Source organism: Mycobacterium sp. DHQP2018-32-09 (assembly GCF_058148405.1).
Window position 1 is genome coordinate 25,959 of record NZ_JBYVYK010000008.1, and the last position, 25,550, is coordinate 51,508.

Genomic DNA, 25,550 nt, shown 5'->3' on the forward strand with positions numbered 1-25,550 from the left:
CTGAGGTGACTCTGTTTCAAGGCAAGAGCGGCGCACTGGCCGAGCCGGACACGCTAGTGCGGCCGCCGCGCGACAGCGAATCTATCCAGTTCAGCTGCGACAGTCATGCTTCGCGTCGAAGTAGCGGAGGTACCGCACGGTGGACACGACGATCAGCAGCAGCGATCAGCCCTAGGTGATCTTGATGTACTCCAGGAACCGGCCCGTCGTCCGCCGGTGCCACATCAGGAACCGGTCCATGGTGAAGAAGCCGTAGATCGCCAACCACGCCCGGCCAGTTGCAGGTCACCAAGTTCTGCAGCATCACCGTCATCACAAACGGGAACAGCATCATTGAGTAGTAGCCCTGGCCCAGTGACAGCACCAGGTGGGACGCGGTGAGCAGCACACCCGGAGATGTCAGCAGCCAGAACAGCGGGTGCCGCGTGCGGTAGTAGCGTACAGCAACACCAGGACGCGGATGGTCAACAGCGCGAACAGGATTCATAGCGCCAGGGTCAGCCACATCGGCAGCCGTAGTAGACGCCGCTGCCGAGGATGGAGGAGTTGAAGTAGGCGCGCGGGCTCAGGGAGTAGGGCGCCGGCTCAACGTTGTCTCGGGTGTGCGGTCGCGGTGTTCCTCGATGAGTGGGCGTGCTGCTGTCGTCGTCGGCGCTTGGTCACTGCCAGCAGGAGATCTACTGCAAGGAAGATCGCCAAGCTGAGCCCGAAGAGGGGAAGGAACCAGCCGATCGTCAGAGTGAAAAGTCCCAAACCAATGACCCCAGCGGGCTTTAGGCGTCTGATCGCGCCGCGATCAGGAGCTCGACTCAGGGCCCACCGTGTTCCCCGTGTCGGTCTGCGTTGCCACCACATGACATATCCACGTGCGACCATCGAGATGATTCCCACTGCCGTCAGCGCAAGCGCTACTTGATTAACGACGCCGAAGAGCACCCCCATGTGCGCGTCGATAGCCCAGTTGGTCAACTTGGCTAGAGCAGGCCAGTCGGCGAAATTAACCCGGTCTGTCACGCGCGCTGTTTCGGGGTCGACGGCGATGGCGTCGTAGCGGGTCGGCCAATCGCGTTTCTTTTCGGCAACCCGCCATCCTTGGTTGTGCGCGACCGGCGGGTACATCCACAGTGGCCCAGATAAGGCAGCCGAGGCCGTGGCTGCCAGTACGGTATCTGCCTGTGCAGCCACTTGCGTAGTATCTGAGGTTGGAAAGCCTGGGTCCGGACTGTGATGATGGTCCGCAGAATTCGGCTGGCTCGGCCGCGCCAGAGCGGTATCGACATCGGGTGCTGAGGTGCGTAGCGCGGATTGCAGCAGGTTCACCGACTCTCCGCCATAGCGTGACCAGGTGATTCCTGTCGCCGAAAGTCCGAACAGAGCTACTGCGATCCACACTCCAACTGCGCCGTGCCACGACAGGGTGCGCCGGCGGCCTCGCAGGTGTCTGTCGGGTGTTGCGATCCGGTGAAGCGTGTTGGTTTTGTGGCGGTGTGAGAACCACAACATCAGTCCGGCAACGGAAATGACCCACAACCAGCTCGCCGCCAGCTCGCTGTAATGACGCCCGACTTCGCCGAGATGCAGGTTGCGGTGAAGTTCGTCGAACCACGCGCGCAGCGGCATCCATTGGCCGAAGGTGGTCAACGAACCGCGAACCTCCCCCGTGTAGGGATCGACGAACACGGTCTCGGAATACCCTTGACGTGCGTCAGGAACGTCAAACTGCACTTGGGTGGTCTCCACCGGGCGTGCAGGTGGTCGGATGCTGGTCACCGATCCGTCGGTGGCGGTTGCCGCAGCGTTGATCTGGTCGGACAGCGGCAGCCGTTCTGCGCCAACGCGTTCGACGGTGAGGTAGTCCCGGTACACGTAGTTGTCGAGTTGTGGGATCAGACTGTAGAGCAGCCCGGTGGCCGCCGCGACCAAGATGAAGGGGCCGACGAACAGGCCGGCGTAGAAATGGACTCGTATCAGGATGGCACGTACGGCTGTGGGCCCGGGCTCAGATCTATATGCCGATGCGCTCTCATTGGGTCGGTTGGGTGTGTCGGCGGTGGTGGTCATTGCTTTCGGCGTCCTCGGCGGTTGGGTTGGTCACGGTGTGCTGCAGCTCGGATGCGAGCGCAGTAGATCCGCGGCGCAAGGTTGCGCCGCTGATGACGTGTTTGAGAGATCGGCGTTTTGATGCAGGCCTGCCCAGATTGCGGACGCTGGTACGCGGGCTGCTCTGCGCGGCCCTCGGCGATTCCGCTGGTGTACACACCTGTACGACGAACGGCACGTTCGAACTGTGAGATCGCGTGCGCCCGGCAGCCGTTTTCGCCGCCGGACACCTCGTACCGTTCTTCGCCGACGGAATGAGACCCTCCCGGACCGACCTGGTAGATCGACATGTGGTCTACATCACAACGGTGGCAGCGGGCTGCATGTCACATTCTCGGCACGGGTGGTGTCTCAGAGGGGTCGACATCACTTGCGTTGTCGATGCCGGCCGTTGCGCATCATGTGAAGCGGTCGGGTACCGGACACAAAGGGCGAACGTGTGGCCGTGGTGCAGACATATGACAAGGCACAGCAGACATGGCCAGGCGCCGATGTCGAGCGAGATGTACTACTACGCGCGGCCTACCGATCCTTGGGGTCCTGGACCGATGCCGAGGACGTCGTTCAAGAGTGCTCGGTGCGTTGGTACCGCCAAAGCGTGCAACAGCGCAGCGTGGTCGAATCGCCGGCGGCCTGGCACGTCGCGGTCACCCGACGAATCAGCGTCGACGCGCACAGGGTTGCCCGGCGCCGCAACGAGGTGCCACTCGACGACGATGCGTGTCCCGTCGTGGCGGGCGATCTCGCCGATGCGATGGCGATTGACGAGTTGGTCACTGTCGCATTGGTGGGCGTGCTGAGGGCTCTCACGCGGGCCGAGTCATCCTGCTTCATCCTCCACGATCTGTGTGCAGTGTCGTTTGCGGATATCAGCCAACTCGTGGATCGGTCGGTGGGTGCGTGTCGTCAGCTCGCCAGCATCGGACGGCGCAAACTCCGGCCCCCGCCCAGCCGCGGCTCGGTTGGCCGCGCCGAATGGCGCAACGCCCAAGCACTGCGGCTCGCGCTCAGCGAAGGGGACTCTGCGGCGATCCTCGCTGCTGTTAACGCGGCGACGCCGACCGCGATCCCCGCGCTCCGTCCGGTTCCGGACAGGAAAGTCAGCCCACGGGCACCCCGCGACAGTCCTGTGCTGCTGGTGACGGCCAGCATGCGGACAGTCACCGCAGATGGTGGGACAGGAACGTAAAGCGGTCGTGATAGGACAGTGATTTCAACCACATTCGATTCCTCTGCATCACAAACAGGGCCCGTGCGGCGTCGAAGGAATGACTCGTGTGAACGTTGTGCGCGGGCAATGCTGTGGGCTGCAGGGGTATTTCAATGCGGGTGCGCCGCACCGGCGGTGAGCCAGGCAGTGTGATTGTCACAGCTGTTGGCCCACGCAAGGACTCTAGACAAGGTGAGGAAACGATCATCAGTACAGCGGCCGACGCAGAAAATTCCTCTCCGGGGTCGCATTCCCCGTCATCGCGTCGGCGGACGCTGTACCGGGGGGACCCGGGAATGTGGGCGTGGGTTCTCCACCGGATCACCGGCGCCACAATCTTTTTCTATCTTTTTGTTCACGTCTTGGACACCGCGTTGGTGAGGGTAAGCCCGCAGGCCTATAACGATGTCCTTGCGACCTACAAAGTCCCCATCGTCGGCGTGATGGAGTTCGGCCTCGTCATCGCGGTGCTTTTTCACGCCCTCAACGGTGCACGAGTGATGTTGATCGACTTCTGGCAGCAGGGCCCCAGATACCACCGCCAGATGTTGTGGACTGTCCTTGGTATCTGGATCACCGCGGTCATTGTCGCCGGAGTGGTCATTGGCATGCACATGGTCGAGCGGTTCCTGTGATGCAGCCGGAAAACGATTCCCCAAGCCGGATATTCAGCAAAGCTGTGTCAAGACCGGCTCCCGTTCTTCAGCGCAGCTACGATCGGCCGGCGAGCCTGGGCGCCCCGCGTTCGGCGCGGAGCCCGGGCCTTTCGAACGTTGAGAAGAACGCGTGGATCTTCATGCGATTATCCGGTGTCGCGCTCGTCTTTCTGGCTCTGGGGCACATCTTCATCATGTTGGTGTGGGATCGAGGCGTCTACCGGATTGACTTCGACTTCATCGCTCAGCGGTGGGCCTCGCCGTTCTGGCAAACCTGGGACCTGCTGCTGCTGTGGCTCGCTCAGCTTCACGGCGGTAATGGAATGCGAACAATCATCGCCGATTACACCCGGACGGACTCGATGCGATTCTGGTTGAACACCCTTCTCGCTCTGTCTGTGCTGTTCACTCTTACGTTGGGCACCTATGTGCTCCTGACCTTTGATCCCACGGTGTCCTGAGTTCCGGTCGCGCAGGAGCGTCAGCTTGCTCAAGCATCAAGTCAGACTGCCCAGGCTCGGCAGTGCACGCGGGACCGGTTGCCGGGCGACACGGCACTCGCGCAGTACGCGGCGACTGCACACCTGAGGCGCTCAACAGAACGCCGGTCCTCGCGCGCAGCAGAACCGTACTGGTGCCCGAAATGGTGTTACGGCTTCTGGATCGGCACCGAGATATGTCGATCGTGTGCTACGTCGCCGTGACGCAGAGGGAGCACGTGCTCTCGGACCCGTGGGTCGCTACAAACGGTTGCGCGCTCGCACGATCCGCCGACGCCGCCGGGTTCAGACAGGCGCCCGGGTCGTGGTCGGTCTCAGCCCACAGCAGGGAACGCGCGGTGACACAACATGTAAGAAACGCTGATGGAGCGCGGCGTTCACCGTTGGTGAGGCGGTGGCACAGGTCCAGATGGGTACGGCATCAGAACCTGCGCCACCGGGGAAGTCCCCGATTACTCGGAGCTGTGGTCGGCGCTGGCGAGCCACTGGTCGAAACTGATTCGCCCACGCGAAGCCCGACCGTCACCCCGGAGCCGTCCCGATGCTGATCCGCGCCAATACTTTCCGGGCAAAGTAAGTTCGACAGCACGCCGATTGATTCCGTCGAATGCGTACATCCGACGGATCAGCTCCACGAGTCGCTCATCATTGGGTCCAGTGAGGTCGGTGCTCCGTCCGACCGCCGCGTTCTCGGCAATGTCGACGAGCCGTTGCCCGACTTCGCGGGCGGCCACGGGGCGCATCAGTATTTTAGGTACCGCGACGAACGGACCCATTGAACCCCGACGGGCGATCTGCTCGGCAAATTCGTGAAATTGGGTCGCCCGCAGAATCGACCACGGAACCGGCCCGTCGCTGACCGTGCGTTCGTGGGCAAGTTTGCCGGCGTAGTAGCCGGCGTCGAAGGTGTCGATCCCGACGATCGACAGCGCGACATGGTGGGCAACGTCGGCCTCGAGTTCTGCGCGATGCAGGTTGGCGGTCACCGTGGTGAAGAACGTGGTGGCTTTGGCAGCGCTGGTGGTCACGACGCTGGTGACATCGACCACCGCGTCCGCGCCCGCCATGGCCTGGGCCAATCCGTCGCCGTGGATGATGTCGTGACCTGAGGACCGTGATAATGCCACGACCTGGTGGCCTCGCGTTGTGGCCGCGGCGACGACGTGGCGACCCACAGTTCCAGTCGCGCCGGCAATAACTAGCCGCATGCTGATCTCCTGACAATGATTGGGCCGCGACTGTGCGCGGCGTGGGAAACTGGCCTCATCCGTGCTCGCCGCGGGCCGTGAGCGTCTCGCCCCCGCTCATCGGCCGCTGCCCGCGCGTGCCGAGCAGCCAGGACGTGCCGGGTGTGATGGACGGGCGACTGCCGAGCTAGGGGGCGCGCCGAAAGCGGCTCAGCGGGCGAGAAGGCTCGGCGCTGCCGCGCAACAAGGTAGCGCCGAGCGAGCGACCACCGAGGTCGCGGCGACTTCTACTTGCTGACGCTGGTCAGCGTCGACGTCCGGGTGGCGGTGTGGGCTCCGCGGCGCGCTGGGCGCAGCAGCAGTGCCGAGACCAACAGGATGGCGGTCAAGAACACCGCATTGAGGATCTGATCTCGGGGCTCGTACATGTGCAGCATCCGCATGTGAAAAACCCAATGCAGCAGATTGAACACCGTCCACGCGGCGCCGGCTACTCGCACCAACGTGGTGTTGGTGATCCAAATCAGCGCCGCGATCGACACGCTGCCCAGCGCCAGGAACATGGCGCCTGTATCGGTAGCGAAGTGCTCGTTGTACGGGCCCAGTTGCGGTAGCCAACTGAGTCCCATGCCCGGGAAACTGTCATACCAGCTGCGGGGAAAGAAGTACGCCCAGATCCCGGTGACGAGGCCGGTCATCGACAGGGCAGCCAAGAGAACGCGTTGCGAAGTGGGTTTCATACCCCTATGACGGCACGCCCCTACCAAACGTGAGGTCGCCACAGCAGTGGAACGCTTCACCCCGACAGCCGGCCAAATCGTCGGTGGGGGTAGCAGAGCCGCTCACAAATCTGCTCCGAGCTCGTCATAGTCACACGGGCCGAACAACTGAGCGCGCCCCAGCATCCGGCATTCCCTATGCCGAATGCGTATCCACCACAACGGAGGGACATTCCATGGCGTCACGGACATTGCTGAGCAACGCGATTCCTGAGGCGTACAAAACAATGCTGACACTCAACGAGCAGGTCGAATCTGCGGCACTTGCTGTTGGAGTGGACAAGTCAACACTCGAGCTGGTCAAGATCCGTGTCTCGCAGATCAACGGCTGTGCATTTTGCCTTCGCATGCACACCCGCGATGCGCTCGGTCAGGGCGAGACGAGCGACCGGCTCGCCGTGCTGTCGGCGTGGCGTGAAACGCAATACTTTTCCGCCACTGAGCAAGCAGCGCTGGCCCTCGCGGAAGAGATCACCGTGCTAGCCGGCGCCACCCCGGCGGGGGCCGGCGATCCTGGCCTGGCCGACGCGGCAGCGCTCAGCGCCGAACAAGCCGCGGTTGTGCGCTGGGCCGCCATTGTCATCAATTCCTTCAACCGACTCGCGATCGGCAGCCACTACACCGTAAAGCCGTAAGGGGTCCAGGCGCAGGAGGCCGTGGTGCTTGACCCTGCACCGGCGCAGCATCGACGGGCACTAATGCAGGGTCAAGTCCCAACTCTCGGGTCGTGCAATGGTGTGCACGGTGCGGTGTGAGGTGGAGCCCAGCAGGGCGACAACGCGGGTCCAGGTTCACCAGGCGAGGTCGGCAACAACTGTGGATCCCGCGACGGCGGATCAACGCACGTGTTCAGCCCCAGTTGGGGGGACCTGCCTACGTGCGCCGCCCAGGAGCGCGCCGAGCGACGCAAGTAGCACCGCACTAAGGGCGACAGACGTCAGGATCTGATCCCGCACGTCGTACATGTGCAGCATGCGCAGATGAAAAGCGACGTGCAGCAGATTGAAGATCGTCCATGCGCCCGCGGAGGCGCGCACAAGGACGGCGTTCGTAATGTGGACTATGGCAAGAACCGCCAGGAGCGCCAACCCCAAATAGAGTGCGCCCACCTCAGCGGCGACGTGCGGGTTATAGGGCCCCAGCGATGGTAGCCAGCGCAAACCGACACCGGGAAATGTGTCGTACCAATGCCGGGGCCAGAGGTAGGCCCACATGCCGGTGATGAAACCAGTGATAGCTAGCGGTAGCAGCAGACTGCGCTGCGCGATCAGGGTCATGCCCTCACTGACGCCCCGGGCCGCGGAAATGTCAGGACAGCCGGGAAGGCCCCGGCGGCGCTCACGCCACACTCCGGCAGCCCGAGGAACGTTTGAGCCGAACGCGGAACCGAACACAGCGTGCGAACCCGCAAACCGAGGGCGCCGACCGTGATTGTCGCCCTGCAGGCGGTGAAGACCAGTGCGATCACCCCCTGTTGATGGGGTGCAGCCGCGCACAGATTCGAGTTGTCAGCAAACCTGTCTACAGGTCTGCCTCACACTTTCTGCATTCCGGTCGTCAAGTAGATATGACCGTCACGTTGCGCCGTGTGCTCTTGGTGATTCTGTGCTTCGCCGCCGCCACGGTGGGGTTCTGGTCATACATTGCGCCCCGGCACTGGTACGACTCGTTCCCCGGTTTCGGCATGCACTGGTTGCCCCCACTGGGCCCCTACAACGAGCATTTCGTCAAAGATGGCGGCGCCCTGTACCTGGGCTTGTTGTTATTGACCGCCGCCGCAGCGTATTTCGTCGCCGATAACCGTCTTGTTGCGCTGACCGCCGCCGCTTGGACCACTTTCAACGTTCTTCACGTCTCGTACCACTTCACCATGTTGCAAATGGTCCCGACATTGACCGACAAGATCCTGGGTGTAGGGACGCTGGTGTTGCTGACCCTGGTTTCTGCCGCGCTTCTGATCCCGCTGCGCGCTCAGCGAACACCAGCGGACCACGGGCTCTGACCGTCCAAAAGTAATGCGAAGGCAGCAGACAAACAGCGATCTCGTGCACTGAAAAATCCTATGAATCAACGAAAGCGCAGGAAAATACCAGTGAAGTCCTCCCCAGCCATCGCACGAGTTGCAGTCGGTGTGGCAGTGGCCCTGGTAGCGAGCGCATGTGGTGACAGCCATGACCACCACAGTCCGCAAAGCTCGACCAGCAGTCCAGCGAGCACCACGTCGGTGGTCAACGGCCCGTAGAGAACAGATCCCGCCCGCGAACTGCAATGAGCTCTGCGGGCGCGTCACAGCATCATTGACCACCTGCGGCGGAGTGCTAATGCCATCCACCTCGTCCAGCCACGGCGAGAGCGGTCTTCAATCCGCGCCGACGCCGTGTTCGTGCACTGGCTTCGGACCGTCCGGAATTCAGATGGGTGAACATCCGCTCGCTGCGGGTCTCCGGGGCGTCGTCGGCGCTGTCCCGCAGGTACTTGTTGGGCAGCGACAGCTTGGCGATGGTGCGCCACGACTTGCCGTACTGCACCAGGAGCGAGCCCGTGGTGTAGGGCAGGTCGTACTTGTCGCAGATCTCCCTGACTCGCAGCGACACCTCGTAGTACCGGTTGCTGGGTAGGTCCGGGAACAGGTGGTGCTCGATCTGGTGGCACAGGTTGCCGCTCATGAAGCGCAGCACCGGGCCGTTCTCGAAGTTGGCACTGCCGAGCATCTGGCGCAGGTACCACTGCCCCTTGGGCTCGCCCACCATGTCGGTCTTGGTGAACTTCTCGGCACCGTCGGGGAAGTGGCCGCAGAAGATCACGGCGTTGGCCCAGACGTTGCGGATGATGTTGGCCACCGCGTTGGCCTTGGCCGTCGACTTGAAGGTCGCACCCGGCGACAGGGACGTCAAGGCCGGGTAGGCCACGTAATCCTTGACCAACTGCGCACCGGCCTTGGCGCCGAATTCACGCATGCGCACCAGGGTGGCCTCGCGGTCGTCACGGCTCTTGGCGATCTTGCCGAGCTCCAGATGCTGCAGCCCGACACCCCATTCGAAGAACGCGCACAGCACCGTGTTGTAGAAGAGGTTGCCCAGGTTGAACGGGCTCCACTTCTGATCACGGGTGACGCGGATCAGCCCGAAACCCACATCGTCGTCCATGCCGAGGATGTTGGCGTACTTGTGATGCATGAAGTTGTGGGTGAAGCGCCAGTGCTTGGAAGCCCCGCTCATGTCCCACTCCCAGCTGGAGGAGTGAATCTCGGGATCGTTCATCCAGTCCCACTGGCCGTGCATGACGTTGTGGCCGATCTCCATGTTCTCGATGATCTTGGCCACGCCGAGGGTGGCAGTGCCCGCCCACCACGCCTTGCGGTTGGAGCTACCGGCCAACATCAGCCGGCCTGCGAGTTCGAGCGCGCGCTGAGCGGCGATGGTGCGCCGGATGTAGCGGGCATCGCGTTCCCCGCGGGAATCCTCGATGTCGGCCCGGATGGCGTCGAGTTCAACACCCAAGCTCTCGATGTCGGCATCGGTGAGATGCGCGAATTCTGGAACGTCCGTGATAGCCATGACCGCCTCCGCACCTCAACCTACGCAACCGTAACCTACGGTAGCGTAGGTTACGGCGCAGCACCGCTGCAAGATCGAAAAGGGTTCCAATGCAGAATGTTTGACCCCACAGCCATTGGATCCTGGCCTTGGAGGCGCTGGCGGGTTGACCGCTGGATCGGGCCCGGAATGTGCATCACCAAAGGGGGGACCGTTGATCCGTTCCTCCGCCACCGGGTCGACAAATACCCTTCGCAGTACGTGATTGCGCACCGCATCTGTTTCACAGACTGGTCGAAAAGACCACCGAGGCAAAGGAATCAGAATGAGAAGATGGACTGCCGCTGATCTGCCTGACCTGACTGGGCGGACTGTTGTCATCACCGGCGCCTCATCGGGCATCGGGCTGATAGCGGCACGGGAACTCGCTGGCGTCGGAGCCCGTGTCATTGCTGCTGTGCGCAATGTAAGCAAGGCGCGCGAGATGTTGTCATCGATGCAAGGGTCTGTAGAGATCCGCGAACTTGACCTTTCCAGCCTCGAATCGGTGCGTAAGTTCGCAGAACACTGGACCGGCGACCTCGACGTCCTCATCAATAACGCCGGCATCATGCAGGTGCCCTTGTCGCGAACCCCCGACGGCCTCGAGATCCAGATTGCGACGAACTACCTGGGACCGTTCGCGTTGACAAGCCTCCTCCTGCCGTACCTGACAGATCGGGTGATATCGCTGACATCGCAGTTGCATCGCATCGCAAAACTCGACGTCACGGACCTCAACTGGTACACGCGCGACTACGACGAGCTCGGCGCCTATTGCGACTCGAAGCTGGCGGACCTACTGTTCACCATTGAGTTGCAGCGCTACTTCGACGCCTCCGGTAGCCGTCTGCGCTCGATTGCCGCACACCCCGGAATTGCAACAACGTCGCTGGCTGCGCACGCAGGCGGGTTCGCTGGCAGCGTGAACCGCTTTCGGTTCCTTCTCAACGACGCCGAACGGGGCGCGCTGCCTACACTCTATGCGGCAACGCAGGACATCCCCGGCGGCAGCTACGTGGGGCCCGGCGGATTACTGGGGATAAAGGGCTATCCGAAGATCGGCCGGCCCGGCAAGAAGGCTCTCGACATGAAACTGGCCCAAGACCTGTGGCGGGCCTCGGAACAGTTGACTGGTACACACCTTGGCGTGGGTAGCTGAGTGATCCTCACACCAGCCGCACCCCACTCGTGCCGACAATCATGCTGAACTACCGCGTAGAGCTTGCAGCCTTCCTGCGCCGACGCCGCGAAGCGCTGCAGCCCGAAGACGTCGGACTATCGCCCCGGGAACGGCGACGCACCCGTGGTCTGCGCCGCCAAGACGTCGCCGAATTGTGCGGAATGTCTACCGACTATTACGAACGGCTCGAACAACAGCGGGGTCCGCGCCCATCGCCGGCGATGACAGCAGCAATAGCGAGGGGACTCCGGCTCACCCTCGACGAGCGCGACCACCTCTTTCGTCTGGTTGGTCATAGCCCACCACCGCGCGATGTCTTCACTGATCACATCACACCAGGGCTGATGCGAGCCCTCGACTGCCTCAAAGACACTCCTGCGCAGGTAGTCACCGAACTCGGCGAAACGCTGATCCAAACCGATCCTGCAGTCGCGCTCCTCGGGGATGAAACGCAGTTTCGCGGGCTGGAACGCAGTGCCATCTATCGATGGTTCACCTCGGCCCAGGCGCGCGTCCTGTATCCCACCGAAGATCACGAACAGCAGAGCCGGACCTTTACCGCCATTCTGCGCGGGGTGTACAGCCGCGGAGACCCTGGGTCCCGCGCCTCGGAGATCGTTACCGCATTACGCAGCTGCAGTGAGGAATTCGAACGTCTCTGGGCTGCCCATGAGGTAAGTGGTCGCTACGGACAGCATAAGCGGCTGGTCAATCCGCATGTGGGGATGTTGGAGGTGCACTGCCAACTTCTTACCGACATCGAACAAGGTCAGTCACTACTGATCTTCACGGCCAGCCCCGGCAGCGCCGACTACGAGAAGCTGCGGCTACTCACCGTACTGGGTCGCGACCGCTTCTAAGCGTCCGCCGCCTCGAGCAACCAGGTTGGCGGACAGTGGACTTAAGGGTCGCTCCACCCCAAGGTAGGCAACTATCGACTCAAGTGGAGTCGATCGGAAACGCCTACCGCGAGGGTTACAAGCAGGGTGTGGTCCGCGGTTCCCGAGCGTCCACACCGACGATCGGATGTCTCACCGCTGAGGCTCCGGCCCAATGGACTAACCCAGTGCGGCCGTACACAATGGCGTGCGCAGTCGGGCGAGGCCGACGCGAGGGTGACGGTATTCCACCCGATGGCCACGTGGTCAACGACGTCGTGACCTCTCGGTGGACCCGGGACGCGAGGCATGGCTGGGCTAGCTGCGCACTAATCGCGCAATGGCAGCGGAAGCCTCCGCGAGCTTCTCACCAGCTTCGCCACTGCCCTGTGTGACAGCCTGGCCGACGCAGTGAGCGAGATGCTCATCGAGCAGAGCGAGGGCGACGGATCGTAGAGCTTTGTCGACCGCACTGACCTGGGTCAGAACGTCAATGCAGTAGTCGTCTTGATCGATCATTCTTGCGATGCCACGGACCTGACCCTCGATACGGCGCAGACGTTTGTGGTAGTCATCTTTGGCCCGAGCATAGCCCCGGGTCGCGCCACTGTTCGTGCCCTCGCGCATCACAGCCCTTCCAAACCTATTGGCAGCAAGTAAAATACAGAGACTATCCAAGGGCGCGGCTGGCCCTGACGCTCGGAGGTCTTCGCGGCGCGCGCGCTTGAGCGACCAACTGGCGCGTTATCTGCACAGTGCCACATCGGGACCGCTTTGGGTGTGCCTCTTGAGGCGATCGTCGGCAGGGATGGCGGCTGGTATCCAGCAGGCGCGCCGTCAGTCACCGCGTCGGTCAGGGCCCACCAGAGTCGCCTAGATGCTCGTGCGTCGTTCGTTCCGATTGGTCGGCGATGCGTGTCGGGTTGGACAGGTCCTCCGGTGCAAACATGGTCGTCACCAAGAAGTGCAGCCAGGCGTCAGTGCGATGGTTGGCGCCTCGGTGGTGAATGACGTTACCGCCGGGTTCCCAAAACGCCTCACCCGCACAGATGATGCGGGGCGACTGTCCCTCGATTTCGAAGTCCATCTCCCCTTCCAGTACGTACCCAAAGGTGGGTCCAGGGTGGCGGTGTGGGGGTAGACCTGGATCGCCAGGAGCAAGCGAGATCACCATTGTGGTGACGTGAGCGCCGGGAGGAATGGTGGGCTGGTGGACGTCCTGAATTACTGTCAGGCGGTCGACGATCGTCCGCTCCCACCCGGGCTTGGGCATGTTGTTCATGGCTGTACTGACCTCCAGGTTCAGCGCGGGTGCAGAGTTCGGCCGGTAAGGTGCATCGTTGAGTGGTCTGGGCGAAAGCGTTGTGGGACTGCTGTTCAGGTCTGCCAGAAGCGCAATTTGTCTGGGTTGAGCACCATCCACAGTCGGGTGATGAGTCCGTCAACCACGTCGACGGACACCACCGCCAGCGTCGTGCCGTGAAGGCGGATCACCAAGCCCGTCTGTCCGTTGACCTCTTCCGGACGGATCTCCATCTCGGGCTCGCGCCGAACAACGCCGGTAAGGAACCGAACAACCTTCTCTGCTCCCACCACCTCGCGCAACGCCGCACGTACCCGCCCACCCCCGTCATTGACGACATGAACGTCGGGATCCAGCAATTCGATGAGCCCGCCGACGTCGCCACGCTCCAAAGCGGTCTTGAAGCCGCTCACCGCCTGAGCATGCCGGCGGGCGTCGGTGACCTCACCGCGCTCGCTTTTCAACCGACGTCGCGCAGAGCTGGCCAGTTGGCGGCACGCCTCGGTTGAGCGTCCCACTATCTCGCTAATCTCAGCGAACGGGTACTGAAAGACATCGTGCAGGACGAACGACACCCGCTCCGCAGGCGTCATTGCCTCCAAGACGGTCAGCACGGCCATCGTCACCGACTCGTCGAGGGTGATGCGGTCGGCAGGGTCAGCGGCGGCACGGGCGCCCACCGGCGCGTTGTGGGGCAGCGGTTCGGGTAGCCAGGGTCCCACGTAGGCCTCGCGGCGGCGACGGGACGACTTCAGCAGGTCGATACAGATCCGGGTCGCCACCCGCACGCACCACGCCGATGGGGTGACGACCTCAGCCCTGGCTGCTGGTGTCAGTGAATACCAGCGGGTGAACGTCTCTTGCACCACATCCTCGGCGTCGGCGATCGAGCCGAGCATTCGGTAGGCAACATTGATCAACAAGCCACGGTCTGCGGATACATCCAGAGCGTCAACGTCGGTGGAGGCGGCGTTGCTCCCGCGAGCCGCCGCATCCCCGACCTCGCGTCTGGGTGTAATGGGCTCGTTCCTCGGTCCGGTCATATCTCTCTGACGAATCAACGCCTCATTGTGTGACGTTCCCAGCACCAGGACGCACTCATTCGTGACATGTGTCACGAACTGTGCACGTCGAGATGTGACCGCCTCACGTCGCCGCACGCGCGCTCGTCACAGATGCGACGGCGAACCCGGTCGGCATCTCTGCTCCCACGGCTCGCCACACCAACGGGAAAGGAACGCCCTTGAAGATCTTCATCGCCGGCGCCTCGAGTGTGCTCGGCCTCCCAGTCATCCGTACCTGTATCGAAGCCGGTCACGAGGTTATCGGCCTCACCCGATCTGAGGACAAAGCCTCGCTGATCGCCGCCGCCGGCGCTGAGGCGGTGGTTGGTGACGTCGCTGACGGTGCACTGATGGAAGACCTAATGCGCCGCCTGGCTCCCGACGCCGTGGTCTCCTTGCTCATGACTTTGCCGCCAGGCCTACCCCGTCGCGCGCAGGATTTCGAGCCCACTCAAAAACTGTGGGCCGCAGTCAATTACTCCTTGTTGCCCGCTGCCCAGGCAGCCGCGGTGCAGATCTTCGTCGCCGAATCGATGATCTTCGCCTACGGGTACGGCCGGTTCGGCAAGCGCCGTCTCACCGAGGAGGACCCGAACCCGGGGCCGCCTCCACTGGGCCAGGAAGGACGCCCGTTCCTCAACGATCTGCGCAGCATGGAGGATCTGGTGTTGTCCTCGTCGCAACGCTCACAAACTCACGGCATCGTGCTGCGTTACGGCCTCCTGCACGGAGCGGGAGTTCCTCACTGGGAAGCGATGGTTGACGGGGTGAAACGGTGGGCAGTGCCTGTGCCTACCGGCGGTGCGCTCATGTCATGGGTGGACGTCGATGACGCTGCTTCGGCGACCGTCGCGGCGATTGAGTGCGGCCAAGGGGGCCAGCGCTACAACATCGTCGACGACCAACCGGTCCACTACCGGCAATACATGAACGACCTCGCGACCATCGCCCACCGCCCCCGCCCACTGCCGGTGCCGCGCTGGTTGATGAAGCACTACGCCCCTTATGCGGCACTGACCTTCGGCTTCATTCAAGTCGGGGTGTCCAACGACAAGGCGCAGCGCGAGTTGGGTTGGGAACCAAAGCGTCCGGATCACCTGGCGGTCTTCAATGCTGATCTCTGACCCTTCGGGGCAATACCACGTCCATGCCACCAGAGGAGGTGACGATGACCATCACATGCCCGGACACCGGAGCCGAACACCGTGACCCCGCAGGGCACCCATCGAACGACAACGACGAGCGCAGCGCGCGTTTCATCCGAGATGCACTGCCGATGGTCGACGGGCTCTATCGGGCGGCGCGTGGACTGACACGCAACAACGCAGACGCAGAAGACCTCGTGCAGGAAACCATGCTCAAAGCCTTCGCCGGCTTCGACACCTTCCGCCAAGGCACCAACCTCAAAGCGTGGCTGTTTCGCATCCAGACCAACACCTGGATCAATCAGTACCGGGCTCGTCAGAGGCGGCCTGACGAAGTGTTGACCGACCGCATCACCGACGCACAGCTTGCACATCAGGATCAACACCGCACAACGGCTGCCCAGCCTGCAGAGGTCGAGGTTCTGGAGGCTCTGCCCGACGCCGAAGTGACAGCAGCGCTTCGAGGTTTACCCGAAACGTTCCGCACCGTTGTTTTTCTCGCAGATGTCGAAGGGTTCCGCTACAAGGAAATTGCGTCAATCACGGGAATTCCGTTGGGTACCGTGATGTCGCGATTGCACCGCGGCCGAGCTGCGCTGCGCAAATCACTTCGCGATACAGCCGCCGGCCGCTGCTATCTGCAGGGGTATCCCCACCTCGACCCTCGCGCGGCCACCGAGTAGAGCCGCCAAACACCGCCCCCGCGTGTGCAATTGGGCGGACAACAGTCCGCGTCGATGATCGCCACCCGCCGCCGAATGGAGACAGGTAATGAACTTCGGGCTCTACTACGACCTACGCAATCCCGCGAACGCCAAACGTTCCTACCAGCAGTTCTATGCCGAAGTCCTCGAACAGATCCACATCGCTGAACATCTGGGCTACCACCAAGCCTGGATCAGTGAACATCACTTCCGCCCCGACGGCTACACGAGTTCCCCACTGGCCTGGGCAACGGCATTCGGGATGAAGACCCAACGGATGCGTGTGGGCACCAACCTGTTGGTACTCCCATTGCACAATCCGATCCGCGTCGCCGAAGACGCCGCCACACTGTCATTACTGACAGCCGGACGGTTCGACCTCGGCATAGGCGGGGGATTCCGCACAGAAGAATTCGAGGCCTTCGGACAGAACATCAGGCACAGGCCGAGCCTGATGGAAGAAGGCGTCGCGGTACTGCGTGCCGCCAGTGCCGGGACGACACTCAACGTTGACGGAAAGCGTCATCGATATCACGGGATACGCGTCGCCCCCGTGCCCGAGACACCACTGAAGATCATGATGGGGGGCACCACACCGGCCTCCATCGCCCGTGCAGCCCGACTGGCCGACGGATTCCTGGCCACCTTCGACGAGCACGTGCCGATGTACATTAAAGCTCTGACCGATCTCGGCAAGGACGCCGCCGCAGGACGTGTGACACTCGTGAAATGGGCTCTGGTAGCTGAAGATCCCGAACGAGAATGGCATCGCGTCGGTGAGCGCATCCTCTACCAGATCAATGACTACATCGAGCAAGGTTCGCTGGGGCCCGACGCCGAATTGTTCACATCGCCTCAAGAGATCCTCGATCGTGGGCTCTACTCCCTGTGGGACGCGTCTGCTGCGGTGCGGGAGATCGTGGCCATTGCGCAGCGTTATCCACAGATCAATCAAGTCAAGACCTGGACGGTAATGCCGGGCGAGGAAGTGACTCAATCAACTGCCAGGCTCGAGTACTTCGCCCACAACGTCATTCCCGAGGTGAATCGCCAGTTGGCCGCCGCGGCTGGCTGAACCACCTCCTCCAGACTCCCCGCCTCGCGGCATCCGGCAGAACCACGTGAACGCCCCCCGGGGAGGTTCCGCCAGATGCCGCAGCGCGGGGCTATTCCTGGTGGTCCGTGGACAACGTGATCGAGCGCCATTCCGCCAGATCGGCGCCCAGGGTGGCGAACTTCTTCTCGAAACGGGCGTAGCAGTCTGATCCGAGCGCGAGCCGAGCCGGCGGAGCCTGCAGGTGCGCAATGTCGACAATGACTTTGGCGGCCTTTCCCGGATCTCCCACTTGACCGTGATTTGACTCAACAGCCCACCGCCGAGTGGCCGCTGCGGTCGTCTCGTAGTCGCCGATCACGGCGCCGGCAGACGACAGGCTGCTTTGATCCAGAAAGTCCGTCCGGAACGTGCCTGGCTCGATGGCCGTCGACCAGATACCCAACGGCGCGAGCTCGGCGCGCAGCGATTCATTGAGCGCCTCCACAGCATGTTTGGTCGCTGCATAGACACCCCAGCGGGGTGCTCCGGTGAACCCGGCCACCGAGCTGAGGTGGATGAGATGACCTGACCGTTGCGCGCGCATGATGGGCAGGACTGCACGTGTCACGGCGAGCAGGCCGAATACGTTGACGTCAAACACCCGTCGGGCTGCCTCATCGTCGACTTCCTCGACCGCGCCAACGATGCCGTAACCCGCATTGTTGAGCAGCACGTCGATTGTTCCGAAAGCTTCCTGAGCGGTGTGTATCGCTGCGGGAATCGCGGCAGAGTCGGTGACATCCAACGCGACGGTGCGTAGCCGGTCATGCGGACCGAGGTGCGCATCGATTGCTTCGGGCGTGCGCGCGGTGGCGATAACGCGGTCACCTCGCTGCAACGCCTCTTGTGCCACGGACAAGCCGAAGCCGCGTCCAGCTCCGGTGATCAACCACGTTTTCATTCAGATACCTTTCGAGTCGGGGAGTCATCGTTGATGGTGTGAAACAGATGCCGGGCCTGCTGTCTGCTCGCGCTTCCTGAGTGGCCGGCAGGGCCTGGGTCGGTTCTTGGCCGACGGGCGGACATCGTTGACTAGGCTCTGCGTCTGGGCGCCCGGGCCATGAGCTCGTCGTCTTCGACGTAGGTCAGCATCGGCTGCCCGCTGATACAGACCATCGTCACCACAAATCGCACCCAGGCGTCCTCGCGGTTGTTGCCGTCCTGATAGTGGATGATGTCTCCACCGGGCTCCCAGAACGCTTCTCCTGCCTTGATCACTCGTGGTGGCGAGCCTTCGAGTTCGAAGACCATCTCGCCTTCGAGAACGAAGCCGAAACACGGTCCGGAATGTTTGTGGGGTTTCGCCCCCGAATCACCTGGTGGATAAGAGATGACGACCGTCATGACATCGGCGCCCGGAGGTATGTCCGGTGCGGCGACGTCCTGGACAACGACGAGTCGGTCCGGGTTCTGCGGACCCCCGATGGGGCGTGGGGGAGTGGGTGACATAGGCAAGCCTCCTTGAACAGATGGATCTCCGTACTGACGAGACAGGTGTCAGTTCTGTGAGGTCTCGGTGGACGCCGGTTCGCTGTGGGTGCGACGTGCGCCGACTGGCGCCAGCGCCGATCGCCAGCAGGTTGGAGGGAAGGCAGATGCTTTTCTGGCGGTCGGGGGTGGTGGTGTGCCGAGCGAACGATCTGCGGTCGGGGTCGCCCTGCGTGCGCATGCGGTGGTGCCGCCGGTCGCCGGGGTCGGAGTCACGGCCCGATCGACTGCAGCAAGGTTCTCAGGTGCAAGGGAATCGGAGTGGGGCGACGGGCCGTGGAATCGAGGTAGACGTGCACCCACGTACAGGTGGCGCTGAGGATCGGAGACCTACCGTCGCGCGGTGCGTTGAACAACGCGACCTCATAGGTGACGCTGTTATGTCCGATGCGCTGCACGCGTAGAGCACCGAGAACCTCACCTGGGAATGCCAGTTCAGCGACGAATCGGCAGTGTTGTTCGGCGACGACCGGCAGCGCGGGGGCCGCTTCGTCTTCGCGGGAGGAGCAGGGAGGGTACTCGGCTAACCAGCTGTTTATCAGAGTGTCGAACAGTTCGTAGAACACTGCGTTGTTCATGTGGCCGTTGGTGTCGTTGTCCGACCACCGGGTCTGCAAGGTGCGGACCACCGGGAAGTCGGCCGGTGCTGCAGGCTGCACCATGTCTTCAACCACCTGTGGGGTAGAGGATCTGGCGAACAGCCTCGCCAGCAGCCAGCGATTCCATGCCGCGGTTGATGTCATCGAAGGTCAACTGGCCGGTGATCAGGCGTTCCACCGGTAGCTTGCCGTCGCGCCACAGCCGGGCCATCGCAGGGATGTCGACCTGTGGGTTGGTGGAGCCCATGTACGACCCGCGCAGTGTCCGGGCTTCGGCCACGATGGGCAAGGCTGGCACACGCAACTGTGCCGAGGGGTGCGCAAGGCCCGCCGCAACGGTGGTGCCGCCGCGCCCGGCCGCGGTGAACGCCGCGGCCAGAACCTCAGCAGACCCCACTGCCTCCACAGTCCACTGCGCACCGCCGGTGGGCAGGGCGGCGAAGGCCGAAGCCGCGTCCTGCGGTGCGACCGCCTGGTTGGCGCCGAGTTCGATGGCGAGCCGGCGCTTCTGGGCCACCGGGTCCACGGCGATGATCGGGTCGGCGCCCAGTGCCCGGGCCGACATGACCGCAGCCAGGCCCACACCGCCCAGGCCGAACACACCGACAGACCCCCCGGCGTGCACCCCGGCAGTGCGTGCAATCGCGCCGTAGCCGGTTGCCATGGCGCACCCCAGCAGTGCTGCAACTGCCGGCGGGATGTCGCGGTCGACAACCACGGCTGAGGATCGGTGCACGACGGCATGGTCTGCGAACGCTGAGACGCCCAGGTGATGGTGGACAGGCCGGCCATCAGGGAAGCTGATTCGGCGGCCGCCGCTGAGCAATTCGCCGTTGCTGTTTGCTGCAGCGCCGCGCTCACACATCGCTGGTTGCGCTGAGCGGCAGAACCCGCACTGCCCGCAGGCGGGCACGTATACCAGGGTGACATGATCGCCGACGTGCACGTCGGTGATCTCCGCCCCGGTTGCCACCACTGTGGCTGCGGCCTCATGGCCAAGCAGCATGGGCACGGGGCGTGCGCGGTCGCCGTTGATGACCGAAAGGTCCGAATGGCACAGCCCGGCAGCGGTGATCTTCACCAGAAGTTCCTCGGCGTGCGGCTCCTCCAGCAGCAGTTCCGTCAGCGCCAACGGTCGGCTGACTTGGTAGGGCCTGTCGTCGCAGACTCCGGCAAGCACCGCGCCATGCACTCTCATCGTTGGCTCCGGTTGCGGAGTGCAGAGACCGCATCACGGTGCTCGGGCCCGGTCTGCAGGATCGCGACGTGGGCGGCGGCCAGTTCTAATGCCATCTCGAACGGTACCTCGGCGCTGAGCTGAACCAGCCGTTTCATGCTGGCGGTTGCCTCTGCCGGTTTGGCGCCGACCCGTGCGGCCAACGCTAAGGTCTCATCAAGCAGGGTCTCCACTGAGAAGACCGCGTTGACCAACCCCATCGACAGCGCTTCGGATGGGAGAATCTTTCGCCCGGTCAGCAGCAGCTCTAAGGCGCGGCCTGCGCCGACGAGGCGGGGCAGCAGCCAGGCGCCGCCGTCACCGGCAGCGAGACCTGCATTGATGTAGCCCTCGGCCAAATGTGCTGTATCACAACAGGTGCGGAGATCGCAGGCCAGTGCGATGTCTAGGCCTGCGCCGACGGCGACCCCGTTGATCATGGCGATGGTCGTGGTGCGCGCTGAGCGCAGGGCGCGGGGCACGGAGTGGATGAGTTCTGTGAGGTAGCGGGCGTTTTGCACCGCGTCCGGAGTTGCGCCCATGGTGCTGACATCGCCACCGGCGCAAAATGCTTCCCCGGCGCCAGTGAGAATGATGGCACGCACATCGTCGCGGGCGTCCACCTCGCGGATCGCCTCAGCGAGTCGGCGCAACATTGGCGGATCGAAGGCGTTGAGTTTGCCCTCGTTGACCATTGTGATGACCGCGGTGGCCGCGACTGTTCGTATCTGAACGGAACTCATCGAGCTGTAGAACTTTCTCTCGGGCTGTTTAGCATGGGGGTGTAGCGCTGACAGTGAGGGGAGGCGAGATGGGCTCATCGGCACGCAACTCCGCCGTACCGGCTCGGGGTCGGCCCCGGCTCCACGATGACGCCGCAATTCTGACGGCAACCCTGGAGCTGTTGGGTGAGCTTGGCTACCAGAACATGTCCATGAGCGGGGTCGCTGAACGCAGCGGTGTGTCCAAGCCAGCGATCTATCGGCGGTGGGCCAACAAGGCTGAGCTGGTGGCGGCCGCCCTGTCGCATTCTCACCGGCGCCGTCCCGAGCCGACCGGTCGGCTGCGCGAGGACTTGATTGCCGAGTTGCGTGACGTACGGCGGACTTACGAGGCGATGGCGGACATGGGCATGATCGGCGTACTGCTCTCAGAAGAGACACGGCACCCCGAGTTCCTGGCAGTGTGGCGGAAGGTGATCGCCATCCCGCGCCGGCAGGGGATTGAACGCATTGTGGGCCGCGCGCAGGCTCTGGGGGAGGTCGACTCACGGGTGGACCCGGTGTTGATCAGCGAACTGTTGACCGGTGCGTTCTACTCGGCCTATCTGGTCGGAAACACCACCGACGACGGCTGGGACGAAGCAATCGTTGACCTCGTGTTGCGAGGTAGCCTGACCGCGTGAGGCGCTCACGGTTCCGCCGGCTGAGGGGCGCCGCCGACGGCCACTCCGGTGCTCAGCAGTGTCTCGATAGTCGGCGTGTCGTACCCGTAGTCCTCGAGAACCGCTACGGTGTCCTGACCCACCTGGGCGGGTGGGGTGGCGATGTGTCCGGGAGTACGCCTCAACTTAATCGGAATGCCTAAGCCGCGGTAACCGGGCAGATCGACCACCATAGCGCGCTCGGCAATTTGGGGGTCCTGCATCACCTCAGGTAGTGGCCGCACCCTGCTCGCTGGAACTCCGTGGGAGAGAAGTTCTTCGGAGACTGCCTTGAGGTCGAGGTCACTCATCAACCGGCTGATCTCGGCGCTGAGCTCGCGGCGATGCGTTACCCGTGCGGCGTTGGTGGCAAATCGGGGGTCGGTGGCCAGCTCAGGGACGCGCAGGTACGTGCAGAGCGCGTGAAACTGCCGGTCGTTACCGCCGCCGATGAAGAGCTGCTCTCCGTCGGGCAGGTCGAAAGTCTCGTAGGGGGCGACGTTGGGGTGGCCGGTGCCCAGGCGAGGCGGTGTCTGGCCGTCAAGGAAGTAATTGGCCGCAGCGGGATGCAGCAGGCTCACGGCGCTGTCTAGCAGTGAGAGGTCCACGACTTGACCGCGCCCAGAAGTGGTTCGCTCATGCAGGGCGAGCAGGATGCCGGCGAAAGCCAGCATGCCGGTGGTCAGATCGACGATGGGCATCGCGACCTTGATGGGTCCGCGCCCGCTTTCCCCATTCATGTGCATGATTCCGCTGTAGGCCTGCACCACCGCGTCGTAACCGGGTTTTCCGCCCATCGGGCCGGTTTCGCCGAACCCGGAGATTTTGCAGTAGACGAGCTGCGGATGTCGTTGCAACAGTTCGGTGGCGCCCAATCCCCACCGCTCCATGGTGCCGGGTTTGAAGTTTTCGACCACCACATCAGCGTCGCTGATCATCCGGTGAATGATGCTTTGGCCGGCTGTTCTCGAAAGGTCAAGGGCTACATGACGTTTGTTGCGGTTGAGTCCGGCGAAGTAGGCGCTGATCCCGGAATCGTCGAAGGGTGGGCCCCATTCCCGCGTCATGTCGCCGGCGGGTGCCTCGATTTTGATGATCTCGGCGCCGTGGTCGCCGAGCATCTGTGTGGCGTAGGGGCCGGCGAGTACGCGGGACAGGTCGATTACCTTGATGCCGGCCAGGGCGGCGCTGTTGGTAGTGGTGCTCGATGTCGTCATATGGCTCTTCCTCCGTCGATGACGATGGTCTGGCCGGTCATGAAACCGGCGTGTTTGCTGGCCGCCCACACCACGGCATCGGCGATCTCGGCCGCGGTGCCCAGCCGTCCCAGTGGGATTGCCTGGGCGTAGCGCTCAGTTCCGTGGGTGACCGTCTCGCCGGGCCGAAGGAAGCTGCCGAACATGGGGGTGTCAAGCGCGCCGGGGCCTATCGAATTGACGCGGACTCCGTAGGGGGCGAGTTCGAGGGCCAAGGTCTGGGTCAGCGAGATGGCGGCGGCTTTGGAGGCGCAGTAAGCGGCCAGCCCTGCGCGGGCGCGAACTCCCGCCACCGAGGTCACGTTCACCACAGCGCCGCGTGAGCGCTTCAATAGCGGAAGCGCGGCGTCGGTTACGCGTGCGATGCCGCGGACGTTGACCTCGAACGCAGACGTCCACTGTTGGTCGGACAGCTTGTCGAAGTCAGTGGCCGGATGGGGGACCCCCGCGTTGTTGATTACCGCATCGATGCGCCCCCACCTGTTGTCGATGGCTCGGATTGCGGTGGCGATGTCGGCGCTGTCGGTAACATCGACGCGGGCATACAGCACACGGGTGAGAGTGGCGTCGAGTGCGGTAGCGACCTCGCGGGCGCTGTGTTCGTCACGGTCGAGCAGGCCGACGTGGTAACCAGCAGCGGAGAATCGATGTGCGCATGCCGCACCGACCCCGCTGCCGGCGCCGGTGATGATTGCTACCGGCTCCGCTGTTGAGTCGCTCATGCGGGGTCTCCAATAAGTGGTGGATGTTGCAGGACGGTCTTGCGATAGAGGTAGGACTCGACGCCCTCAGTGCCGCTTTCGCGTCCATGGCCGGAGCTTTTGATGCCACCGAACGGCGTCTCGACTCGTGAGATGACCGTCGTGTTGATCCCGACCATTCCCGCCTCGATTTGCTCGGAGACGTGGGTGACGTCGCGCAGCGATGCGCTGAACACGAATGAGGCCAGCCCGTAGGGGCTGTGATTGGCCCGGGTGATGGCCTCGTCGAGGGAGGTGTAGCTGCTGACGGGGATGATTGGTCCGAAGGCCTCCTCAGCCATTACCGCTGCGGTGTCAGGAACGTCGGCCAAGACGGTGGGGGCGAAGAAGAATCCGGACCTGTTCAGTATGTGCCCGCCGGCTCGGATGGTCGCGCCTCGACCTACGGCTTCGCTCACCAGTGCAGGCATGGCGTTGTGACGGCGGGAGTTCGCCAAAGGTCCCATCTCGGTGTCCGGGTCGGTACCCGGTCCGACGGTCAGTGCGTCGGCGATCCCGGTCAGAGCCTCCAGGAAACGTTCGTAGATACCGTTATGGACGAAGAAGCGGGCCGGTACGTTGCAGACCTGGCCCGCGTTGCGGAACTTCGCCGCCGCCAACACCCGTGCCACAGCATCGACATCAACGTCGTCGGACACTATGACCGGAGCGTTGCCGCCCAGCTCCATCGTGGTGACAATGTCGCGGTCGACCGCGAGATGCGCAAGCTTGTGTCCGACGGCTGTCGAACCGGTGAGAGACAGCTTGCGAATGACCGGACTCGACAGCAGATGTGTCGAAATGTGCTCTGGGGAACCGAGAACAAGCTGTGCTACTCCGGCGGGCACCCCCGCGGCGTCGAGCGCGGCGAACAACGCCATGGCCGACGCCGGAGTCTCCTCTGACGGTTTGAGGATGATGGTGCAGCCTGCGGCCAAGGCGCCGCCAATCTTGCGCACGGAACTGGTCAACGGAAAATTCCACGGCGTGAACGCGGCCACAGGACCCACTGGCTCCTGCAGGACCAAAAGACGCTCTCCCGGTGCGCCGGGGATCACACGGCCGTAGCAGCGCCGCCCCTCTTCGGCATACCAATCCAGAATTTCTGACGCCACCTGCACTTCGGCGTGCGATTCGTGCAGCGGTTTGCCCTGCTCGAGACTTAACAGCCAGGCCGTGTCCTGTGCGTGCTCTCGCAGATGGTCGGCGGCACGGTGCAGCAGCGTGGCGCGCTGCGCCGCAGGTGTGGCCCGCCAGCCTACGAAGGCGTCTCCGGCGGCAGCCAAGGCGTGGTCGAGTTGTTCCGCGCTGATGTGCTGCAGTTGAGTCAGTGTCGATGCATCGGAGGGATTGAGCACCGCAGTGGCGTCTTCGGCGTCGCCGCGGGTGAAGGCTCCGCTCAGATACTGCAGTGGTTGTGGGTAGTCGACCATCGTGGTGAGTGTCCT

The 25,550-nt window shown here is 63.3% G+C and carries 27 protein-coding genes and 1 pseudogene; 11 read left to right on the forward strand and 17 right to left on the reverse strand.

Features of this window, described 5'->3' with window-relative positions; translation table 11 throughout:
* Positions 1–90: 90 nt before the first annotated feature.
* Positions 91–578: pseudogene (locus tag AC30CM_RS05905) on the reverse strand (hypothetical protein); the annotation flags it as partial.
* Positions 579–585: 7 nt separating this feature from the next.
* A complete protein-coding gene (locus AC30CM_RS05910) occupies positions 586–2,061 on the reverse strand; it encodes a PepSY-associated TM helix domain-containing protein (protein WP_490115903.1) in 1,476 nt (491 codons plus the stop codon).
* A gap of 484 nt (positions 2,062–2,545) precedes the next feature.
* On the opposite strand from AC30CM_RS05910, the gene AC30CM_RS05915 reads away from it, so the two are divergent.
* The 3 genes from AC30CM_RS05915 (at position 2,546) to AC30CM_RS05925 (ending at position 4,427) form a co-directional block, all read left to right on the forward strand.
* Positions 2,546–3,289: a sigma factor gene (locus AC30CM_RS05915; RefSeq protein ID WP_490115904.1), complete on the forward strand. Its 744-nt coding sequence runs from the start codon at positions 2,546–2,548 to the stop codon at positions 3,287–3,289.
* A gap of 227 nt (positions 3,290–3,516) precedes the next feature.
* A complete protein-coding gene (gene sdhC, locus AC30CM_RS05920) occupies positions 3,517–3,945 on the forward strand; it encodes a succinate dehydrogenase, cytochrome b556 subunit (RefSeq protein WP_490116003.1) in 429 nt (142 codons plus the stop codon).
* Positions 3,945–4,427 carry a succinate dehydrogenase hydrophobic membrane anchor subunit gene (locus tag AC30CM_RS05925; RefSeq protein ID WP_490116004.1) on the forward strand — a complete coding sequence of 161 codons (483 nt, stop codon included), beginning with the start codon at positions 3,945–3,947 and terminating at the stop codon, positions 4,425–4,427. Before sdhC ends, AC30CM_RS05925 begins: the two co-directional genes overlap by 1 nt.
* 491 nt (positions 4,428–4,918) lie before the next feature.
* On the opposite strand, the gene AC30CM_RS05930 is transcribed toward AC30CM_RS05925, so the two are convergent.
* Both AC30CM_RS05930 and AC30CM_RS05935 read right to left on the reverse strand, forming a co-directional pair.
* Positions 4,919–5,674: an SDR family oxidoreductase gene (locus AC30CM_RS05930; RefSeq protein WP_490115905.1), complete on the reverse strand. Its 756-nt coding sequence runs from the start codon at positions 5,672–5,674 to the stop codon at positions 4,919–4,921.
* A 266-nt stretch (positions 5,675–5,940) separates the two neighbouring features.
* Entirely contained in the window at positions 5,941–6,366 is a 426-nt protein-coding gene (locus AC30CM_RS05935) for a hypothetical protein (RefSeq protein ID WP_490115906.1), read from the reverse strand.
* Between the two features lie 242 nt (positions 6,367–6,608).
* Here AC30CM_RS05935 and AC30CM_RS05940 point away from each other — a divergent pair, with 242 nt between their 5' ends.
* Complete coding sequence (locus tag AC30CM_RS05940) at positions 6,609–7,067, forward strand: carboxymuconolactone decarboxylase family protein (RefSeq protein WP_490115907.1); 459 nt, start codon at positions 6,609–6,611, stop codon at positions 7,065–7,067.
* 201 nt (positions 7,068–7,268) lie between these two features.
* Here AC30CM_RS05940 and AC30CM_RS05945 read toward each other — a convergent pair whose 3' ends face one another.
* Positions 7,269–7,709, reverse strand: a complete 441-nt coding sequence (locus AC30CM_RS05945; protein WP_490115908.1) for a hypothetical protein — start codon at positions 7,707–7,709, stop codon at positions 7,269–7,271.
* Positions 7,710–7,999: 290 nt separating this feature from the next.
* Between AC30CM_RS05945 and AC30CM_RS05950 the strand changes: the two genes are divergently transcribed.
* A complete protein-coding gene (locus tag AC30CM_RS05950; protein WP_490115909.1) occupies positions 8,000–8,434 on the forward strand; it encodes a hypothetical protein in 435 nt (144 codons plus the stop codon).
* Between the two features lie 316 nt (positions 8,435–8,750).
* Here the strand turns inward: AC30CM_RS05950 and AC30CM_RS05955 are convergent, their stop codons facing one another.
* On the reverse strand, positions 8,751–9,989 hold the full coding sequence (locus AC30CM_RS05955; RefSeq protein ID WP_490115910.1) for a fatty acid desaturase family protein: 1,239 nt from the start codon (positions 9,987–9,989) through the stop codon (positions 8,751–8,753).
* Positions 9,990–10,293: 304 nt separating this feature from the next.
* Between AC30CM_RS05955 and AC30CM_RS05960 the strand changes: the two genes are divergently transcribed.
* The gene (locus tag AC30CM_RS05960) at positions 10,294–11,169 is read left to right on the forward strand and encodes an oxidoreductase (protein ID WP_490115911.1); all 876 of its coding nucleotides are present in this window, start codon (positions 10,294–10,296) and stop codon (positions 11,167–11,169) included.
* Between the two features lie 41 nt (positions 11,170–11,210).
* Positions 11,211–12,050, forward strand: a complete 840-nt coding sequence (locus tag AC30CM_RS05965; protein WP_490115912.1) for a helix-turn-helix transcriptional regulator — start codon at positions 11,211–11,213, stop codon at positions 12,048–12,050.
* Between the two features lie 336 nt (positions 12,051–12,386).
* Here AC30CM_RS05965 and AC30CM_RS05970 read toward each other — a convergent pair whose 3' ends face one another.
* The 3 genes from AC30CM_RS05970 to sigJ form a co-directional block, all read right to left on the reverse strand.
* Complete coding sequence (locus tag AC30CM_RS05970) at positions 12,387–12,695, reverse strand: metal-sensitive transcriptional regulator (RefSeq protein WP_490115913.1); 309 nt, start codon at positions 12,693–12,695, stop codon at positions 12,387–12,389.
* Between the two features lie 226 nt (positions 12,696–12,921).
* A complete protein-coding gene (locus AC30CM_RS05975; RefSeq protein ID WP_490115914.1) occupies positions 12,922–13,350 on the reverse strand; it encodes a cupin domain-containing protein in 429 nt (142 codons plus the stop codon).
* 95 nt (positions 13,351–13,445) lie between these two features.
* The gene (gene sigJ, locus AC30CM_RS05980) at positions 13,446–14,414 is read right to left on the reverse strand and encodes an RNA polymerase sigma factor SigJ (protein ID WP_490116005.1); all 969 of its coding nucleotides are present in this window, start codon (positions 14,412–14,414) and stop codon (positions 13,446–13,448) included.
* Positions 14,415–14,614: 200 nt separating this feature from the next.
* On the opposite strand from sigJ, the gene AC30CM_RS05985 reads away from it, so the two are divergent.
* From AC30CM_RS05985 to AC30CM_RS05995, 3 genes are all read left to right on the forward strand, one after another.
* The gene (locus tag AC30CM_RS05985) at positions 14,615–15,559 is read left to right on the forward strand and encodes an NAD-dependent epimerase/dehydratase family protein (RefSeq protein WP_490115915.1); all 945 of its coding nucleotides are present in this window, start codon (positions 14,615–14,617) and stop codon (positions 15,557–15,559) included.
* Between the two features lie 44 nt (positions 15,560–15,603).
* The gene (locus tag AC30CM_RS05990) at positions 15,604–16,263 is read left to right on the forward strand and encodes a sigma-70 family RNA polymerase sigma factor (RefSeq protein ID WP_490115916.1); all 660 of its coding nucleotides are present in this window, start codon (positions 15,604–15,606) and stop codon (positions 16,261–16,263) included.
* A gap of 88 nt (positions 16,264–16,351) precedes the next feature.
* On the forward strand, positions 16,352–17,359 hold the full coding sequence (locus AC30CM_RS05995; protein WP_490115917.1) for an LLM class flavin-dependent oxidoreductase: 1,008 nt from the start codon (positions 16,352–16,354) through the stop codon (positions 17,357–17,359).
* 91 nt (positions 17,360–17,450) lie between these two features.
* On the opposite strand, the gene AC30CM_RS06000 is transcribed toward AC30CM_RS05995, so the two are convergent.
* The 5 genes from AC30CM_RS06000 to AC30CM_RS06020 all read right to left on the reverse strand — a co-directional run bounded on the left by AC30CM_RS06000 (position 17,451) and on the right by AC30CM_RS06020 (position 21,426).
* Positions 17,451–18,281, reverse strand: coding sequence for an oxidoreductase (locus tag AC30CM_RS06000; protein WP_490115918.1), 831 nt, complete (start codon positions 18,279–18,281; stop codon positions 17,451–17,453).
* A gap of 131 nt (positions 18,282–18,412) precedes the next feature.
* Positions 18,413–18,829, reverse strand: coding sequence for a cupin domain-containing protein (locus AC30CM_RS06005; RefSeq protein WP_490115919.1), 417 nt, complete (start codon positions 18,827–18,829; stop codon positions 18,413–18,415).
* 251 nt (positions 18,830–19,080) lie between these two features.
* Positions 19,081–19,530 (reverse strand): acyl-CoA thioesterase, encoded by a 450-nt coding sequence (locus AC30CM_RS06010; protein WP_490115920.1) that lies wholly within the window; start codon positions 19,528–19,530, stop codon positions 19,081–19,083.
* 4 nt (positions 19,531–19,534) lie between these two features.
* The gene (locus AC30CM_RS06015; protein WP_490115921.1) at positions 19,535–20,665 is read right to left on the reverse strand and encodes a zinc-binding dehydrogenase; all 1,131 of its coding nucleotides are present in this window, start codon (positions 20,663–20,665) and stop codon (positions 19,535–19,537) included.
* Complete coding sequence (locus tag AC30CM_RS06020; RefSeq protein WP_490115922.1) at positions 20,662–21,426, reverse strand: enoyl-CoA hydratase/isomerase family protein; 765 nt, start codon at positions 21,424–21,426, stop codon at positions 20,662–20,664. Before AC30CM_RS06020 ends, AC30CM_RS06015 begins: the two co-directional genes overlap by 4 nt.
* Positions 21,427–21,494: 68 nt before the next feature.
* On the opposite strand from AC30CM_RS06020, the gene AC30CM_RS06025 reads away from it, so the two are divergent.
* Positions 21,495–22,088, forward strand: coding sequence for a TetR/AcrR family transcriptional regulator (locus tag AC30CM_RS06025; protein WP_490115923.1), 594 nt, complete (start codon positions 21,495–21,497; stop codon positions 22,086–22,088).
* A gap of 5 nt (positions 22,089–22,093) precedes the next feature.
* On the opposite strand, the gene AC30CM_RS06030 is transcribed toward AC30CM_RS06025, so the two are convergent.
* The 3 genes from AC30CM_RS06030 to AC30CM_RS06040 are packed head-to-tail and all read right to left on the reverse strand — an operon-like array spanning position 22,094 to position 25,535.
* The gene (locus AC30CM_RS06030; protein WP_490115924.1) at positions 22,094–23,323 is read right to left on the reverse strand and encodes a CaiB/BaiF CoA transferase family protein; all 1,230 of its coding nucleotides are present in this window, start codon (positions 23,321–23,323) and stop codon (positions 22,094–22,096) included.
* Positions 23,320–24,084: an SDR family NAD(P)-dependent oxidoreductase gene (locus AC30CM_RS06035; protein WP_490115925.1), complete on the reverse strand. Its 765-nt coding sequence runs from the start codon at positions 24,082–24,084 to the stop codon at positions 23,320–23,322. Before AC30CM_RS06035 ends, AC30CM_RS06030 begins: the two co-directional genes overlap by 4 nt.
* Entirely contained in the window at positions 24,081–25,535 is a 1,455-nt protein-coding gene (locus tag AC30CM_RS06040) for an NAD-dependent succinate-semialdehyde dehydrogenase (RefSeq protein WP_490115926.1), read from the reverse strand. The genes AC30CM_RS06035 and AC30CM_RS06040 overlap by 4 nt, the downstream gene beginning before the upstream one ends.
* Positions 25,536–25,550: the final 15 nt, after the last annotated feature.

Excerpts from the sequence above, each read along its gene's own strand:
- AC30CM_RS05910 (WP_490115903.1), bottom strand. The coding sequence starts at position 2,061 with ATGACCACCACCGCCGACACACCCAACCGACCCAATGAGAGCGCATCG.
- AC30CM_RS05925 (WP_490116004.1), top strand. The coding sequence starts at position 3,945 with ATGCAGCCGGAAAACGATTCCCCAAGCCGGATATTCAGCAAAGCTGTG.
- AC30CM_RS05930 (WP_490115905.1), bottom strand. The coding sequence starts at position 5,674 with ATGCGGCTAGTTATTGCCGGCGCGACTGGAACTGTGGGTCGCCACGTC.
- AC30CM_RS05940 (WP_490115907.1), top strand. The coding sequence starts at position 6,609 with ATGGCGTCACGGACATTGCTGAGCAACGCGATTCCTGAGGCGTACAAA.
- AC30CM_RS05945 (WP_490115908.1), bottom strand. The coding sequence starts at position 7,709 with ATGACCCTGATCGCGCAGCGCAGTCTGCTGCTACCGCTAGCTATCACT.
- AC30CM_RS05950 (WP_490115909.1), top strand. The coding sequence starts at position 8,000 with ATGACCGTCACGTTGCGCCGTGTGCTCTTGGTGATTCTGTGCTTCGCC.
- AC30CM_RS05955 (WP_490115910.1), bottom strand. The coding sequence starts at position 9,989 with ATGGCTATCACGGACGTTCCAGAATTCGCGCATCTCACCGATGCCGAC.
- AC30CM_RS05960 (WP_490115911.1), top strand. The coding sequence starts at position 10,294 with ATGAGAAGATGGACTGCCGCTGATCTGCCTGACCTGACTGGGCGGACT.
- AC30CM_RS05965 (WP_490115912.1), top strand. The coding sequence starts at position 11,211 with ATGCTGAACTACCGCGTAGAGCTTGCAGCCTTCCTGCGCCGACGCCGC.
- AC30CM_RS05970 (WP_490115913.1), bottom strand. The coding sequence starts at position 12,695 with ATGCGCGAGGGCACGAACAGTGGCGCGACCCGGGGCTATGCTCGGGCC.
- AC30CM_RS05975 (WP_490115914.1), bottom strand. The coding sequence starts at position 13,350 with ATGAACAACATGCCCAAGCCCGGGTGGGAGCGGACGATCGTCGACCGC.
- sigJ (WP_490116005.1), bottom strand. The coding sequence starts at position 14,414 with ATGACCGGACCGAGGAACGAGCCCATTACACCCAGACGCGAGGTCGGG.
- AC30CM_RS05990 (WP_490115916.1), top strand. The coding sequence starts at position 15,604 with ATGACCATCACATGCCCGGACACCGGAGCCGAACACCGTGACCCCGCA.
- AC30CM_RS05995 (WP_490115917.1), top strand. The coding sequence starts at position 16,352 with ATGAACTTCGGGCTCTACTACGACCTACGCAATCCCGCGAACGCCAAA.
- AC30CM_RS06000 (WP_490115918.1), bottom strand. The coding sequence starts at position 18,281 with ATGAAAACGTGGTTGATCACCGGAGCTGGACGCGGCTTCGGCTTGTCC.
- AC30CM_RS06005 (WP_490115919.1), bottom strand. The coding sequence starts at position 18,829 with ATGTCACCCACTCCCCCACGCCCCATCGGGGGTCCGCAGAACCCGGAC.
- AC30CM_RS06010 (WP_490115920.1), bottom strand. The coding sequence starts at position 19,530 with ATGGTGCAGCCTGCAGCACCGGCCGACTTCCCGGTGGTCCGCACCTTG.
- AC30CM_RS06015 (WP_490115921.1), bottom strand. The coding sequence starts at position 20,665 with ATGAGAGTGCATGGCGCGGTGCTTGCCGGAGTCTGCGACGACAGGCCC.
- AC30CM_RS06020 (WP_490115922.1), bottom strand. The coding sequence starts at position 21,426 with ATGAGTTCCGTTCAGATACGAACAGTCGCGGCCACCGCGGTCATCACA.
- AC30CM_RS06025 (WP_490115923.1), top strand. The coding sequence starts at position 21,495 with ATGGGCTCATCGGCACGCAACTCCGCCGTACCGGCTCGGGGTCGGCCC.
- AC30CM_RS06030 (WP_490115924.1), bottom strand. The coding sequence starts at position 23,323 with ATGACGACATCGAGCACCACTACCAACAGCGCCGCCCTGGCCGGCATC.
- AC30CM_RS06035 (WP_490115925.1), bottom strand. The coding sequence starts at position 24,084 with ATGAGCGACTCAACAGCGGAGCCGGTAGCAATCATCACCGGCGCCGGC.
- AC30CM_RS06040 (WP_490115926.1), bottom strand. The coding sequence starts at position 25,535 with ATGGTCGACTACCCACAACCACTGCAGTATCTGAGCGGAGCCTTCACC.